The 13700-nt window shown below is 67.1% G+C and carries 13 protein-coding genes and 1 pseudogene; 1 reads left to right on the top strand and 13 read right to left on the bottom strand.

From position 1 onward, the window contains the following. Positions 1 to 101 precede the first annotated feature (101 nt). The 12 genes from IEX93_RS07915 to IEX93_RS07860 all read right to left on the bottom strand — a co-directional run bounded on the left by IEX93_RS07915 (position 102) and on the right by IEX93_RS07860 (position 10441). Positions 102 to 1004 (bottom strand): heme/hemin ABC transporter substrate-binding protein, encoded by a 903-nt coding sequence (locus tag IEX93_RS07915; protein WP_188847674.1) that lies wholly within the window; start codon positions 1002 to 1004, stop codon positions 102 to 104. Next, the gene (locus IEX93_RS07910) at positions 1001 to 1618 is read right to left on the bottom strand and encodes a DUF3386 family protein (RefSeq protein WP_188847673.1); all 618 of its coding nucleotides are present in this window, start codon (positions 1616 to 1618) and stop codon (positions 1001 to 1003) included. The genes IEX93_RS07915 and IEX93_RS07910 overlap by 4 nt, the downstream gene beginning before the upstream one ends. Further along, positions 1611 to 1931 carry an antibiotic biosynthesis monooxygenase family protein gene (locus tag IEX93_RS07905; protein ID WP_188847672.1) on the bottom strand — a complete coding sequence of 107 codons (321 nt, stop codon included), beginning with the start codon at positions 1929 to 1931 and terminating at the stop codon, positions 1611 to 1613. The genes IEX93_RS07910 and IEX93_RS07905 overlap by 8 nt, the downstream gene beginning before the upstream one ends. A 141-nt stretch (positions 1932 to 2072) precedes the next feature. Then, positions 2073 to 3584 (bottom strand): alkaline phosphatase, encoded by a 1512-nt coding sequence (locus tag IEX93_RS07900; RefSeq protein WP_188847671.1) that lies wholly within the window; start codon positions 3582 to 3584, stop codon positions 2073 to 2075. A 43-nt stretch (positions 3585 to 3627) separates the two neighbouring features. After that, positions 3628 to 4080 carry a TrkA C-terminal domain-containing protein gene (locus IEX93_RS07895; RefSeq protein ID WP_188847670.1) on the bottom strand — a complete coding sequence of 151 codons (453 nt, stop codon included), beginning with the start codon at positions 4078 to 4080 and terminating at the stop codon, positions 3628 to 3630. A 9-nt stretch (positions 4081 to 4089) separates the two neighbouring features. Then, positions 4090 to 4902: a mannosyl-3-phosphoglycerate phosphatase gene (gene mpgP, locus IEX93_RS07890; RefSeq protein WP_188847669.1), complete on the bottom strand. Its 813-nt coding sequence runs from the start codon at positions 4900 to 4902 to the stop codon at positions 4090 to 4092. Continuing rightward, on the bottom strand, positions 4902 to 6077 hold the full coding sequence (mpgS, locus tag IEX93_RS07885; protein WP_188847668.1) for a mannosyl-3-phosphoglycerate synthase: 1176 nt from the start codon (positions 6075 to 6077) through the stop codon (positions 4902 to 4904). Before mpgS ends, mpgP begins: the two co-directional genes overlap by 1 nt. A 12-nt stretch (positions 6078 to 6089) precedes the next feature. After that, positions 6090 to 7439 (bottom strand): FAD-binding oxidoreductase, encoded by a 1350-nt coding sequence (locus IEX93_RS07880; protein ID WP_188847667.1) that lies wholly within the window; start codon positions 7437 to 7439, stop codon positions 6090 to 6092. 10 nt (positions 7440 to 7449) lie between these two features. Continuing rightward, positions 7450 to 8691, bottom strand: a complete 1242-nt coding sequence (locus tag IEX93_RS07875; protein WP_188847666.1) for an MFS transporter — start codon at positions 8689 to 8691, stop codon at positions 7450 to 7452. 54 nt (positions 8692 to 8745) lie between these two features. Next, entirely contained in the window at positions 8746 to 9705 is a 960-nt protein-coding gene (locus tag IEX93_RS07870; RefSeq protein ID WP_188847665.1) for an aldo/keto reductase family protein, read from the bottom strand. 43 nt (positions 9706 to 9748) lie between these two features. Continuing rightward, a complete protein-coding gene (locus tag IEX93_RS07865) occupies positions 9749 to 9958 on the bottom strand; it encodes a CDGSH iron-sulfur domain-containing protein (protein WP_188847664.1) in 210 nt (69 codons plus the stop codon). A 9-nt stretch (positions 9959 to 9967) separates the two neighbouring features. Continuing rightward, positions 9968 to 10441, bottom strand: coding sequence for an AbrB family transcriptional regulator (locus tag IEX93_RS07860; RefSeq protein WP_188847663.1), 474 nt, complete (start codon positions 10439 to 10441; stop codon positions 9968 to 9970). A gap of 27 nt (positions 10442 to 10468) precedes the next feature. On the opposite strand from IEX93_RS07860, the gene IEX93_RS11560 reads away from it, so the two are divergent. After that, positions 10469 to 12784 (top strand): penicillin acylase family protein, encoded by a 2316-nt coding sequence (locus IEX93_RS11560; protein WP_229906131.1) that lies wholly within the window; start codon positions 10469 to 10471, stop codon positions 12782 to 12784. Positions 12785 to 12821: 37 nt separating this feature from the next. On the opposite strand, the pseudogene IEX93_RS07855 reads toward IEX93_RS11560, so the two are convergent. Further along, a pseudogene (locus IEX93_RS07855) lies at positions 12822 to 13592 on the bottom strand (GGDEF domain-containing protein); the annotation flags it as partial. Between the last annotated feature and the right edge of the window lie 108 nt (positions 13593 to 13700).

Genomic DNA, 13700 nt, shown 5'->3' with positions numbered 1-13700 from the left:
CCCCTCCCGGAAGGCCGCTTCCGGGCTTTCGGGGACCGGCTTTCCCAAAAGGAGGAGCAGGAGAACGGCCTTTAGGAAGGCGCGGAGGAAAAGGGGGTTCCTCACGGGTTCACCTCCACGAAGCCCTCCAGGAGGTAGGCGGCCCGGAAGAGGTCCAAAGCCGCCCTTCCCGCCCGGGGGCCGAAGCTTCCCAGGTAGAGGTCGTCCATGGCCACCACCTTCCGATTCCTTCCTGCGGGGGTTTGGGCGATGCCGGGAAGCCGCAAGAGCCCCTCGAGGCCCCCCACGCTCTGAAGCCCCTTGCTGAAGACCACGATCACATCAGGCCTCGCCGCCACCACGCTTTCCGCGGTCATGGGCTGGCACTCCCTTATCCCCTTGGCGGCGTTTTCCAGGCCCGCGAGTTCCATCATCCCCACCGGGGTGCTCCCCTCCCCGCAGACAAAGGTGGTCCCGGGGCCCCGCAGGTAGAGGAAAAGCCCCTTGAGCTTCCCCTTGGGGGCGTGCTGGGCCTGGAAGGCCCGAAGGAGCAGGAGGTCCCGCTCCAGGGCCCTTACCAAGGTCTCCCCCCGGGCCGCCTGCCCCACCGCCTGGGCGATGGTGCGGATCTTCCCCTTAGCCCCTTCCACGCTGGGCTCGGCGGGGACCAGGACCACCGTGACCCCTACCCCCTTGAGTTGCTCCACCACCTCCTTGGGCCGCACGTCCTCCCGGCCGATCACCAGGGTGGGCTTAAGGGAGAGGATCCCCTCGGCGGAAAGCCGGAACTGGTAGCCCACACTGGGAAGCTTTTGGACCTGGGGCGGGTAGTAGCTGGAGTCGTCCCGCCCCACCACCTTCTCCCCCACCCCCAGGGCGAAGAGGATCTCGGTGGTGATCCCGTCCAGGCTCACGATGCGCTCTATGGAGCGCACCTCCACCGCCTTGCCCGTGGCGTCCACCACCCGGAAGGGCTGGGCCAGGGCCAGGCCGATCAAGCAAAGCCAGGCGATGCCCTTTCTCATGCCTTCACCTCCAGGTCCTCAAGCCGCAGGACCAAAACCCCAAGCCCCTCCCCCTCCGCCACCACCTCCCGTTCCACGGGAAGCCAGTAGGGGCCGAAGGGGGCGTACTCGTCCCGGAACCTTTCCACCTTGAGGAGGCGGCCTTGGGGGTCCCGCTGGACCAGGAGGAAGCGGTGGGGGAGGAGTTTTTCCCCTACCTCCTTCCAGCTTTCCAGGTGGATGCGGAAGGACCCCTGGGGGAGGTGGCGCTCAATGAGGCAAAGCCTCCCTTCCTTCACCCAGATCCGGGACCGGAAGGGGTCTTCCAGGGCGATCCCCGTGCCCAAGGGCCCCTCGGCGAAGAGGCGCATGGGGTAGCGGCCCTCCCCCTCGGCGAAGGGCACGGGCCGGCGGTGGCCGAGAAGGGAGACGAGCTCCTTTTGCGCCAGGTCCTGGACCCCTTGGGGGAGGTGCACCCTGGGGGTAAAGCCCTCCGCCTCCACCTCCCCCACGTACCAGACCCCGTCCAGGTGGACGTTGAGCCGGGCCCAGAAGCCAGGGAAGTCCTCGGGGAGGGTGTAGACCCGCTCCCGGGCCCACTTGAGGAGGACCCAGGCAGGGGGAGCTTCAATCACCTTCCACCTCCGAGTCCAACACCACCTGGAAGGTCTCCAGCCGATTGGGTCCCCGGAAGGCCTCCTTGGGCAGGGTGCCGCTACGGGCGTGGCCTTCCTTGAAGGCGGGGCTTTCCGTCCAGGCCCGGAAGGCCTCCTCGCTCTCCCAGAAGGTGAGGACGATGTAGGGGTCCTCGGGGTTTTTAGGCCTCAGGACCAGGTTGCGGATGAACCCCGGCATCCGGTCCACCAGGCGGGCCCGCGTGCGGAAAACCTCCTCAAACCGCTCGGCGTACTCGGGTTTTACGGGGATGCGGTTCATCACCACGAACACCGGCGCACCTCCTAGGGGTCAAGGCTAGGCGGGGAGGGAGAAAAAGTCAAGTATTCCGGTCGGATTTTAAGAGTATTGAGAACGATAATCCTTCGCAAAAACCCCGCCCCCTAGGGGGCGGGGCGGGGAAAGGGTTTGGGGTTAGGCCAGGGTGTCCTCAGGGTGGCGGAGGCCTTGGGCCTGGGGGCGGGCCTTGAGGATCTCCAGGGCCTCCTCCTCGCTCATGGCGGGGTTTTGGTAGCGGATCCCCAGGGCCTGGCCCATGAGGTGGAAGACCTGGGTGTTGTCCAGAAGCCCCAGGTTCTGGAAGCCTAGGCCCTGGCCGTAGAGGGCCAGCATCACAGGGCTTGCCGTGTGCTGGCCGGAGGCGAAGCCGATGTTGGGGCGGTCGGGCCTTTCGGGGTTCCGTTGCGCCATGGCCCAGGCCAGGGTGTTGGCGGGCTGGACGCCGTGGCGCACCCCCTCGGGCCAGTAGACCTTTTCCCGGATGGCCCGGACCACCCGCTCCGCCTCCCCGTCCTCGAGGCCCACCCCCTTCAGCGCCCGGTAGGCCTCCTTCACCTGGGCCGGGTCCGGGGAGGAGCCCAGGAGGCGGAGCATGTGCTCAAAGCTGGCCTTCTGGCCCTCCAAAAGGTCAATCCCCAGGGAGCTCTCCAGGTAGCTCTGCCCGGCCCCGTAAAGCCCCCCGGTCCCGGTGGCGTGGTCGGAGACCACGATGAGGAGGGTGTCGGGGTGCTGGTCCACAAAGGCCATGAGGAGCTCCAGGGCCTCGTCTGCGGCCAGCACGTCCCAAAGGGTGGCCCCGGCGTCGTTTAGGTGGTTGGCGTGGTCAATCCGCCCCGCCTCCACCTGGAGGGCGAAGCCCTGCCGGTAGGAGGCCAGCCGGGGCAGGGCCGCCTGGACCATCTCCTTGAGGCTTGGGACCCTTAGCCCTTGGAAGCGCCGGTCTATCTCGTAGGGGATGTGGCTTTCGCTGAAAACCCCGAGGAGCTTATCGGCGTTGGTTTGGGCGAGGTCCTGGGGGGTCCGCACCACGGCGTAGCCCGCCTGGGCAAAGGCGGCGTAGAGGTCCTTTTTGTCCGATCGTCTTTCCGGGCTGAAGAAGCAGTCCCCGCCCCCCAGGTAGACCTCGGCCCCAAACTCCAGGTACTGCTCGGCGATCCTTTCCTCGGCGTTGCGGTCGGGGTTGGAGACCACGAAGCCCGCCGGAGTGGCGTTGGTGACGGTGGTGGTGGTCACCAGGCCCACCGCCTTGCCCGCCTCCTTGGCGGCGGCGAAGAAGGGCTTCAAAGGGGTGCCGTCCACGTGGATGGCCAGGCCGCCGTTCACCGTTTTCACCCCGCAGGACATGGCGTTGGCGGCGGCGCTGGACTCGGTGACGTAGCTGGTGAGGCTATAGGTGTTCACCAGGCCCGTGGGGTAGCGGGCGAGAAGCCTTTCCAGGGCCAGGGTCCGCCCCTGCCGGCGCCGGGCGTAGGCCTGGGCGATGGCGTAGTCCTCCCAGGAGAAGCCATCGTAGACGAAGACGATCAGGTTCCGGTAACGCCTCCCCAGGCCAGGGCGGTTTTGCGGGGCGCCCTGGGCCTGGGCCTTGGGGAGAAGGGCCAGGGTGCCTGCCAGCAGGCTTCCTTTCAAGAGATCCCGTCGTTTCATGGGCTTCTCCTCCCTCGAGGAGGAGCTTACCTCGAGGAGGAGCTTAGGTGGAGAATTTCAGGGGAAGGTCAGCCGCTTCCTTGAGCCCTTCCGGGGTACCCAGGAGCACCACCTGGTCCTGAGCCCTGAGGCGGGTTTCTCCCCGGGGCACCAGGGTCGTCCCCTGGCGGAGCACCGAGGCCACCAGGACCCCTGGGGGAAGGCGGAGCTCGGCCAGGGTGTGGCCCACCCAGGGGTGGTCCTTGGGCAGGGTGAGGCGTACCAGGAAGGTGTTTCCCCCCTCGTCCAAGGGCACGGGGCGGCCCGTGGCCAGAAGCCGGGCCACCTGGGGGAGAAGCCAAGCGCCTAGGCCCCCTTCCCCGGGGCCCGGGGCGAGCCTTTCCAGGACCCTCGTTTCCACGCCCTCCACCAGGAAGTGGAACCCCACCCCGGCGAATCCTGAGAGCAACCCCACCAGGAGGCTTAGGAGGAAGAGCCTGCGCCAGCTCAAGGCCACGAGCAAAGCTTACCGGACCTCTCCCCACCTTCCTTCCAGGAGGGCGCTTGCGGCGCGGGCGAAGCCTTCGGGCCCCACGCCCGGCACCCGCCATAGCCCCGGCAGGTCCAAAGGGTGCCAGCCCCCTTCGGGCCGCTCCACCAGGGCGGCCAGGTCCACCGCCTCAAGGAGGGGCCGGTCGTTGGCGCTGTCCCCGAGGCCCACCGCCACCACCGGCCCCCAGAACCTCTGGTAAAGCTCCTTGAGGAGCCGCACCGCCTGGCCCTTGTCGTTAGGGCCGTGGGCGTGGTAGAAGCGCCCGCCGTGGCTCCAGCGGAGGCCCTCCGCCTCCAGGGCCTTAAGGGCCTCTTCCACGGGTTCTTCCAGGAAGAGGGTCTCGTCGTACTCCCGGGCCTTGGCCCACCGGGCGGCCTCGAGGCCAAGCCCCGTGCGCCGGGCTACCTCCTCAGCGCTCAGGTCCCCGTAGCCCACAAGGGGAGACCCCAGCCGGGCCTCCGCCTGTTTGAGGCGCCTTCGGATCTCCCCGTAGGGGAGGCCGAGCTCCAAAACCCAGTAGCCCTCCCGCACTTTCGCCCCTTCGGGCTTTTGGGGAAAGTAGCCCTCGGGGAGAAAGATGGCCCCGCCGTTTTCCACGATGAAGGGGTCTTCCACGCCCAAGGCCCCTCGCAGGACCTCCTGCTCCGCCCGGGTCTTGGCCGAGGCGAAGACCACGGGGATCCCCCTTTCCTTGAGGGCCCTAAGGGCCTCGGCCGCGGGCCCCGCCTCCCCCGTGTGGAGGTCCAGGAGGGTCCCGTCCAGGTCGGTGAAGAGAACGTAGGCCATCAGTAGACCACGTAGCGGCTCCCGTGGCCTTTAAGGGCCTTGCGCAGGGCGTCCAGGTCGGCGGTGCCCACGGGGGGCAGGAGCCTGGGGGGTGGGGGCACCTCTCCCTCGCCCAGGGCCCCCGCCCGGCGGAGCTCCTCCAGGACCAGGTTCTTGGTCTCCTCGTCCGCCAGGCGGGAGTGGTAGACGGTGGAGAGACAGGTTTTCAACATCTCCGCCACGTGCTCCTCCCCCTTGTTCTCGTGGAAATGGGGGTTGCGGGTCTCCACCTGGAAAACCTCCACCCCATGTTCCAGGACCTCCGGGTAGGGCACGGGCAGGATCCCGCCGAACATCTCCAGGATGGAGACCAGCTCCTGGGGCTCCACCGCATACCCTGAGGCCAGGGGGAGGAGGGCCGCCAGGTCAAAGCTTAAGGCGTGCTCCCCGGCGTTTGCGGTCTTGATCACGTCGGTTTCAAAGCTGGTGTTGGCGGAGATCAGGGCGTTGAGGGCCCGGTTGTTCCGCTCGGAAACCCTCCCCCACTTTTTGAAGACCAGGCCCTCCGTCTCCAGGTCCACCTTGGGCTTGTAGCGCCAAAGGATCCGGACCATGGCGTAGGGGCTTTTGGCCATGAGGAAGCCCGCGGCGTAGACCCGCACGTACTCCCAGACCGCCCCGGGGAAGTAGTTGTCGGCGTCAATGAAGCCGGTGTAGTTCTTGCCGGAAAGGCGGGAGAAGAGGAGCCCCAGGACCATGCCCTCCGCCTTGCCGCTCCGCACCAGGCCGTCCTCCCCCAGGACCTCGGTGTAGCCGGCCTTGCGCAGGGCTTCGGCCAGGATGGGGTCCTTCTGGTGCAGGATGAGGGCCTGCCGCTCGGTGAGGCGGCAGAAGTCCTCGAGGAGGTCCCGCTCCATCTGGAAGCGCTCCGGGCTGCTGTTGGAGACCACGATCACCAGGGCCTCGTGGGGCACCCCGGAAAGGACGCCCTCAAAGAGCTTGAGCCTTTCGTTCTTGGTGGGGATGACCACCGCCATCCGCTCCAGGGCCTCGCGGATCTCCTCGTCCCCGAACTGGCGGACGGCGCCTTGCTCCCTGTCCCGAACGCGGCCGGAGTCCAGCTCCAGCACCTTCTGGACCTCGTGGAGCTTGACCACGCCGAAGCGCTCCGTGTGCCGTGGACTCTCTAGCCTCACAGGACCAGGGTACTACACCACCTTCCCCGGGTTTAGGATCCCTTGGGGGTCCAAAAGGGCCTTGAGCCTTCGCATCCACTCCAGGGCGGGGCCGTGCTCCAGGGGGAGGTATTTCCTCTTCCTGAGCCCCACCCCGTGCTCCGCGGTGCAGGTGCCCCCAAGGGCCAGGGCCTTTTGGACAAGCCTTTCCGCGTAGACCTCGGCCTTGGGGTAGTCCTCGGGGAGGACGGGGACCAGGGTGTGGAAGTTCCCGTCCCCCACGTGGCCCAGGATGTTCCCGGTGAGGCCCATTTCCAGGAGAAGGCCTTGGGCGAAGCGCACCATCTCGGGAAGCCGGGAGAGGGGGACGGCGGTGTCCGTGATCAGGAAGCGGTGGCCGGGGAAGAGGTGGACCAAGGCCCAGTAGGCCTGGTGCCGCGCCTCCCATTGCCGCTTGCGCTCTTCCTCAGTCTTGGCCGCCTCTACCTCGAGGGCCCCCGCCTCCCGCATGAGCTCCAGGGCCAAGGCGCTTTCCGCCTGAAGGGCCTCCTTGGTGGAGGCGTGGAACTCCAGGAAGAGGGCGGGCCGCTCGGGGAAGCTTGCGCCCAGGTATTGGTTTAGCGCCCGCATGGCGAGCTCGTCCAATAGCTCTAGCCTGGCCACGGGAAGCCCTGTGGCCATGACCCTATAGCTCGCCTCCGCCGCCTCCTCCACCCCGGGGAAGAAGACCCTTAGGGTGTGGACGTGCTCGGGGAGGGGGTGGAGCTTGAGGGTGAGGCGGGTGATGACCCCCAAGGTCCCCTCGCTTCCGATGAAGAGGTCCTTGAGGTCGTAGCCCGCCGAGGTCTTGCGCACCCCCCGGCCCAGCTCCAGGACCTCGCCACTTGCCAGGACCACCTGGAGGGCGAGGACGTTTGCCCGCATTCCCCCGTAGCGCACCGTGGTGGTGCCGCTGGCGTTGGTGGCCGCCATCCCCCCCAAAGAGGCGTCCGCCCCTGGGTCCACGGGGAAGAAGAGGCCCGTGCCCTTCAGGGCCTCGTTGAGGGCTTTCCGGGTGAGGCCCGGTTCCACCACGCAAAGGAAGTCCTGGGGGCGGACCTCGAGGAGCCGGTTCATCCGGCTTAAGTCCAGGCTGATGGCCTCCCCCAAGGGGAGAAGGGCCCCCTCGAGGCTCGTCCCCGCCCCGAAGGGGATCACCGCCACCCCCGTTTCCCCTGCCCAAAGGAGGGCCTTTTGCACGTCCTCCACGCTTTCCGGGTAGACCACCGCCAAGACCTCCCCCTCCTCGGGGTAGCCCTCGTCCTTGCCGTGGCGGCGCCGCTCGGCGGGGGAGGTCTCCACCTTCCCTGGGAGGAGGCTTTTGAGGGCTTCCAGCTTTTCCATGGGATAGAGTTTAGCCCTTGGCGTCGGGGAGAAGGGTTTCCACCTCCCGCACCTGGGGGAAGAGGTAGCCGGAAAGCCCCCAGAAGACGCCCAGGCTCCCGAAGAGGAGGAGCATGAGGGCGATCCCCTCCCCCTGGCCGAAACGGGGGGCGAAGACCCCGTCCGCCAGGGGGCCGGAAAGGAGCATCCCTAAGGGGTTGGCGAACCAGGCGATCATGCGCCTTGCGGCGAAGACCTTGCCCTGGACCTCCAAGGGGACCTTGGCCTGCCAGATGGCCTGGTTGGACCCGTTCAGGATGGGGATGAAGAAGACCTCCAGGAAGGCCAGGGCGGCCCAGAGGGAGGGCCCTTCCACCACGCCCATGAGGGCCAGGGCCAGGCTAGAAAAGGCCATGCCCAGGAAGACCCCGTGGACCCGCTTCCTGGGGCCGCCCCAAACCGAAAGGAGAAGCCCCCCCGCCACCCCCCCAAGCCCTGAGGCCGAGCGCACCAGGGCCAAGGCCGCCTCGGAAAGCCCCGTCTTAGCCAGGACCATGGCGGGGAGGACCGTGGCCGCCAGGGTGGTGAGGAAGTTGACGCCGAAGAAGAGGAGCTGAAGGCCTAGAAGGGGCGGCCTTTGCAGGATGAAGCGGAAGCCGAAGAGGGCCTCCTCCAAGAGGGGGGTTCGTTTCTGGACTGGAGCCGGGGTATGGGGGATGGGCACCCGAAGGAGGGTGGCCACCGCCACCAGCGTCCCCAGGAGGTCCAAAGCGAAGATGCCCCCAAGGCCCAAAGGGCCCAGGAGGACGGCGGCGAGGACGGGGGCCCCCATCCCCGCCAAGGACTCGGCCAGGCTCATCATGCCGCTCGCCCGGGCGTAGTCCTTCTTCTCCAGGAGGGCGGAAAGGGCGGCGGAGAGGGCGGGCCAGTGCAAGCTAGAGAGGGCCCCGGTGAAGGCGGAGACCAGGTAGAGGTGGTAGGCCTCGAGGCGCCCCGTGAGGAAGAGAAGGAGGAGCGCCCCCGTGGCCACCCCTCCGCCCCCGTCCGCCACCAGCATGGCCCACTTCCTGGGGTAGCGGTCCACCAAAGCCCCCGCCAGGGGGGAGAGGAGGATGAGGGGGAGGAAGTGGAAGAAGCTCAGGAGGGAAAGCGTGGTGGCGAGACCCGTTTTCTCGTAGGCGTAGAGGGTGAGGGCGAACCAGGTCATCTCCCGGCCCACGAGGGCCAGGGCCTGGCCCAGCCAGAGGAGGCGGAAGGCGGCGAAGCCCTGCATGGCCTAAAAATAGAGGGTTAGGCCGGGGAGCCTAGCCCCTTTCCCCTTCCCGCTTCAGGCCTCGCCCTTGAGGATGGCCTCAATCTTCTCCAGGGCCTCCTTGGGCAGGTCCACCCCGGCTGCCCCCAGGCTCTCCTTGATCTGCTCGGGGCGGGTGGCCCCGGTGATGGCGCTAGAGATCCCGGGAAGCCTTAAGACCCAGGCCAGGGCGAGCTGGGTGCGGGTGAGGCCGAGCTCGTCGGCCACCGCCTTGAGCTTTAGCACCTTCTGGCGGTTCTCCTCGGTGAGGTAGCGCTCCCGGAACCGCTCGTAGCGGGCGAAGCGGCTTTCCTCGGGGATGCCCGCATCGTACTTGCCCGTGAGCATCCCTTGGGCCAAGGGGCTCCACACCACCAGGCCCATCCCGAAGCGCTCCGCCTCGGGGAGGATCTCGTTTTCCACCCGCTCCCGGTAGAGCATGGAGTACTGGGGCTGCTCCACGATGGGGGGGTGGAGGCCGTTTTCCTTGGCGAAGGTCACCGCCTCGGCGATCCGGGCGGCGGGCCACTCCGAGGTGCCCCAGTAGAGGGCGTAGCCCTTTTCCACGATGGTGTGCATGGCGTGGACGATCTCCTCCATGGGGACCTCGGGGTCGTAGCGGTGGGCGAAGAAGATGTCCACGTAGTCGGTCTGAAGCCGCTTCAGGCTTTTGGTGATGCTTTCCAGAAGGTGCTTGCGGCTTAGGCCCCGGTCGTTCGGGTCCTCGGACATGGGCCAGTAGGCCTTGGTGGAGAGGACCAGGGTGTGCCGAGGGAACTCCTTGAGGACCTCCCCCATGATCTCCTCGGCGAGGCCCTTGGCGTAGACGTCGGCGTTGTCAAAGAAGTTGACCCCACCTTCATAGGCGATCTTGACGATCTCCCGGACCGTCTCCTTGTCCTTGACCACGTCCCCGAAGGTGACCCAGGCCCCCAAGGAGATCTCCGAGACCTTAAGGCCCCACTTGCCCAGCTTGCGGTAGCGCATCTCGCCCATGGCCCCCAGAGTCTACCCCTTTTGGCCGGGATTGACCAGCGGGTCAGTCGCCTTCCACTTCCAAAACCCCGCCTGGGGCCTGGAAGCCGATCCGCTTGTGGGTACCGTCGCAGAAGGGCTTGTTCTGCGAGCCCCCGCAGCGGCAGAGGAAGACCCGGGGCCGCTCCAGGACCTCTTCCTTTTCCCCCAGGCGCACCACGAAGCGCTTCCCCTCCACCCGGATGGGACCGTTTTCCAGGAACTCTAGCCGCATGGCCTCACTTTACCGGATAAGCCGGGAGAGGAGGGGGACGAGGAGGAAGAGGGCGAGGACCCGCACCGTGTGGAAGACCCCCACCAGGGCGGGGTTTCCCCCCTCGGCCTGGCTCAAGGGCCCCATGCCCGTGATCCCCCCGGGGGCCAGGGCGAAGAGGAGGGCTTGCGGAGGCTGGCCCAGGGGCTTGGCGAGGAGGAAGGCGAGGAGGAGGGTGAGGGCGAGGAAGGCGAGGGCGGCCAAGAGGGCGTAGGGGAGGAGCTTGGGGGAGAGGAGCTCCTTCCGGAAGGAAAGCCCCACCAAAACCCCGGCGAGAAGCTGCACCAGGAGGTCTAGCCCCTTGGGGATGGGGGCGGGCGGGGTGAGGACCTGGGCTAAGCCCGTGCCCAGCATGGCCCCCACCACGGCCCCGCCGGGAAGCCCCAGGCGGTGGAAAAGAAGCCCCAGGAACACCCCGCTTAGGGAGGCGCGCAAGAGGTCCATGGGGTTATGGTATGCTCCTTGGCAACCATGAAGCGCTTTTTAAGGGTTCTGGCCTGGCTTTTGGGCCTCTTTCTGCTCCTCGCCTTGGCGCTTGGCTTCTCGGGGTACCTCTACCTCAGGTCCTCCTTGCCCCAAGGGGAAGGCCGCATCGCCCTGAAGGGGCTTTCCGCCCCGGTGGAGGTGGTGCGGGACCGCTGGGGCGTGGTCCGGATCCGGGCCCAAAGCTTAAAGGACCTCTTCTTCGCTCAGGGCTTCGTCCACGCCCAGGAAAGGCTTTGGCAGATGGAGTTCCAAAGGAGGGTGGGCCAGGGGCGCTTAAGCGAGGTTTTGGGGGAGGCCACGCTTTCCCAGGACCGCTTCTTGCGCACCTGGGGCTTCTACTGGGCGGCCCAGGAAGCCTACCAGAGGCTTTTCCCGGAGGAGAAGGAGGCGGTGGACGCCTACGCCGCCGGGGTGAACGCCTTCTTGGAAAGAGGAAGCCCCCTGCCGCCCGAGTTCAGGCTCCTGGGTTTCCGCCCCGAGCCCTGGACGGGCCCCGACGTCCTGGTCTGGGCTAAGATGTTGAGTTACGATCTTTCCGGAAACTGGGAGGAGGAGCTTTTGCGCCACCGCCTTTTGGCCCGGGGGATAAGCCCGGAAAGGCTCATGGAACTCCTCCCCCCCTACCCCGAGGACGCCCCCACGGTGCTTTCCGCCGAGGACCTGAGGCTTCCCCTGAAGCGGGAGGAGGCCCCTTCGGCCCTCCTCCGCATGGCCCCGCCCCGTTTTCTGGAGGCCAGCAACAACTGGGTGGTCTCGGGAAGCCGCACCACCACGGGGAAGCCCTTCCTGGCGGACGACCCCCACCTGGGGCTTCAGGCCCCCTCCCTCTGGTTTTTGATGGCCCTCGAGGCCCCGGGGCTTAAGGCCATTGGGGCTAGCCTCCCCGGGGTGCCGGGGATCGTCATCGGCCGCAACCACCGCATCGCCTGGGGGGTGACCAACGTGGGGGCGGACGTCCAGGACCTCTACCTCCTGGAGGAGGTGGGGGGCCGGGGCTACCGCTATAGGGGCCAGGTGGTCCCCTACCGGGTGCGGGAGGAAAGGATCCGCATCAAGGGGGGAAGGGAAGAGGTCTTGCGGGTGCGGGAGACGGTCTACGGGCCCGTGATCACCGACGCCCTGCAAGACCCCCCCAAGACCCCCATGGCCCTCCGCTGGGTGAGCCTGGACCCGGAGGACCACATCCTCATGGCCTTTTTGGGGGTGAACCGGGCGGGGAACTGGGAGGAGTTTCAAAGGGCCCTGGAGGTCTACTCCGCCCCCAGCCAGAACTTCGTCTACGCCGACATAGACGGCAACATCGGCTACATCGCCCCCGGGAAGTTCCCCATCCGCAAGGAGGGGCACACGGGGATGGTGCCCGTGCCGGGGAACGGGGAGTGGGACTGGCTGGGCTACCGGAGGCCCGAGGAGTGGCCCCAGGTCCTAAACCCCCCGAAGGGCTACGTGGTCACCGCCAACCACAAGGTGACCCCCAAGGGCTTCCCCTACGCCCTCACCTACGACTGGGCCGAGCCCTACCGGGCGAAGCGCATAGAGGAACTCCTTCTCGCCAAGGAGAAGCTTTCCCTCGAGGACATGAAGGCCATCCAGCAGGACCAAAAAAGCCTCCTCTACCGGGACTTCCGCCCGGTTTTGGAGCTCCTCACCCCTCTTTCCGAGAGGGGCCAGGCCTGGAAGGGGCGCCTTCTTTCCTGGGACGGCACCATGGACAAGGCCTCCGAGGAAGCCTTGGTCTTCGCCCTCTGGTACACCGAGTTCACCCGGCTTCCCGAGAAGGAGGTGGGGGAGGCCTACTGGGACGAGCCCCGCTACCTCCTAAAGGCCCTCGAGGAGGGGGACAAAAACTGCGACCAGCCGGAGACCGAGTACCAGGAGTCCTGCCTGGACTACGCCGCCCTCGCCCTGGAAAAAGCCCTGGACCGCAAGGAGGCCCTGGGGGCTAAGGCCTGGGGGGAGGTCCACCGGGCCCGCTTCGCTCACCCCGTCCTCACCCACACGCCCCTAAAGCGCCTTTCCGACCGGGAGGTGGCCTTCGGCGGGGACCGGTACACGGTGAACGTGGGCCCCTTTGACCCCGCCACCTTGCGCATGGACCACGGGCCGAGCTACCGCCAGATCGTGGACCTTTCGGACATGGAGGCCTCCCTCTTCGTCCACCCTATGGGTCAGTCGGGCCACTTCCTCTCCCCCCACTACGCCGACCTCCTCGCCCTCTGGCGGCGCGGCGATTACCTTTCCCTGCGCTTTGGGGCTCCTTTGGGGAGGACACTCCTTCTGGAGCCCCTTCCTCCGCCTTGAGGGCCTCCGCCGGGGCCCAGCCTGAGCCTTGACGCTTGGCGTGGGTAGAGGCCAGGCTGGCGAGCTTTAGAAGGTCGTCGGCCGTGGCCGAGGGGTTGGCCGGCATCCGTCCTGGCCGCCGCCTTCCCCCGGCCACGCCCACGGAGAAGTCCACCCTTTTCCCCTCCACCTCAAGGGGCCTAAGGAGGCTGGGAAGGGCAGGAAGGAGGGCTTGTCTGGGGTGGGGAAAGACCAAGGCGAACTCATCCCCCCCGTAGCGGTAAGCCTCCCCGCCCAGGTATTGGGCGAAGCTCTTTAGCCGTTGGCCCAAGGTCTTTAGGACCCGGTCCCCAAAGGGGTGGCCGTTTTCCTTGTTAAGCCGGCCAAAGTCGTCCAGGTCCACGAAGAGGAGGGTGGGATCCTTCCCCTGGGCCAGGAGGTTTTCCAGGTGATGGCGCAGAAGGTCGGCCCGCGGGAGGCCGGTGAGGGGGTCAAAGTGCTGGCCCAAGGCGAAGGCCAAGGCACCTTTGGTGAGGATTCCGAGAAGCTCTCCGTCCTGCATGACCAAAAGCCGCTCCAGGCCCTTGGCCTCCATCAGGCTCTTGGCTTCCAGGAGGCTCGCTTCCGGGGAGATGGTCACTGGAGGACCTTTAAGCACGTCCACCACCAGGCGGTTGGGGTGGGCCCCACGGAGGTCGCGGCTGGTCACCACCCCCAGGACCTGGCCGTCTTCCACCACTACCAGGCTCCCCACCCGGTGTTTCGCCATGAACCGGGAGGCCTCCCGGACGCTGACCCAGGGCTCCACTCTGAGGGGTTCCGGGGTCATGGCCTCCACTACCCGGAGCATTTGTAGTTAGTCTAATCGCCCCCCTTTCGGATATTCACCCGCATATCCATTGACACGCCAATAAAGAAGGGGGCTTGGGTAAATACA

The sequence above is a fragment of the Thermus composti genome (assembly GCF_014647535.1).
Classification (GTDB): Bacteria; Deinococcota; Deinococci; order Deinococcales; family Thermaceae; genus Thermus; species Thermus composti.
This window is presented reverse-complemented; position numbering and strand designations above follow the sequence as displayed.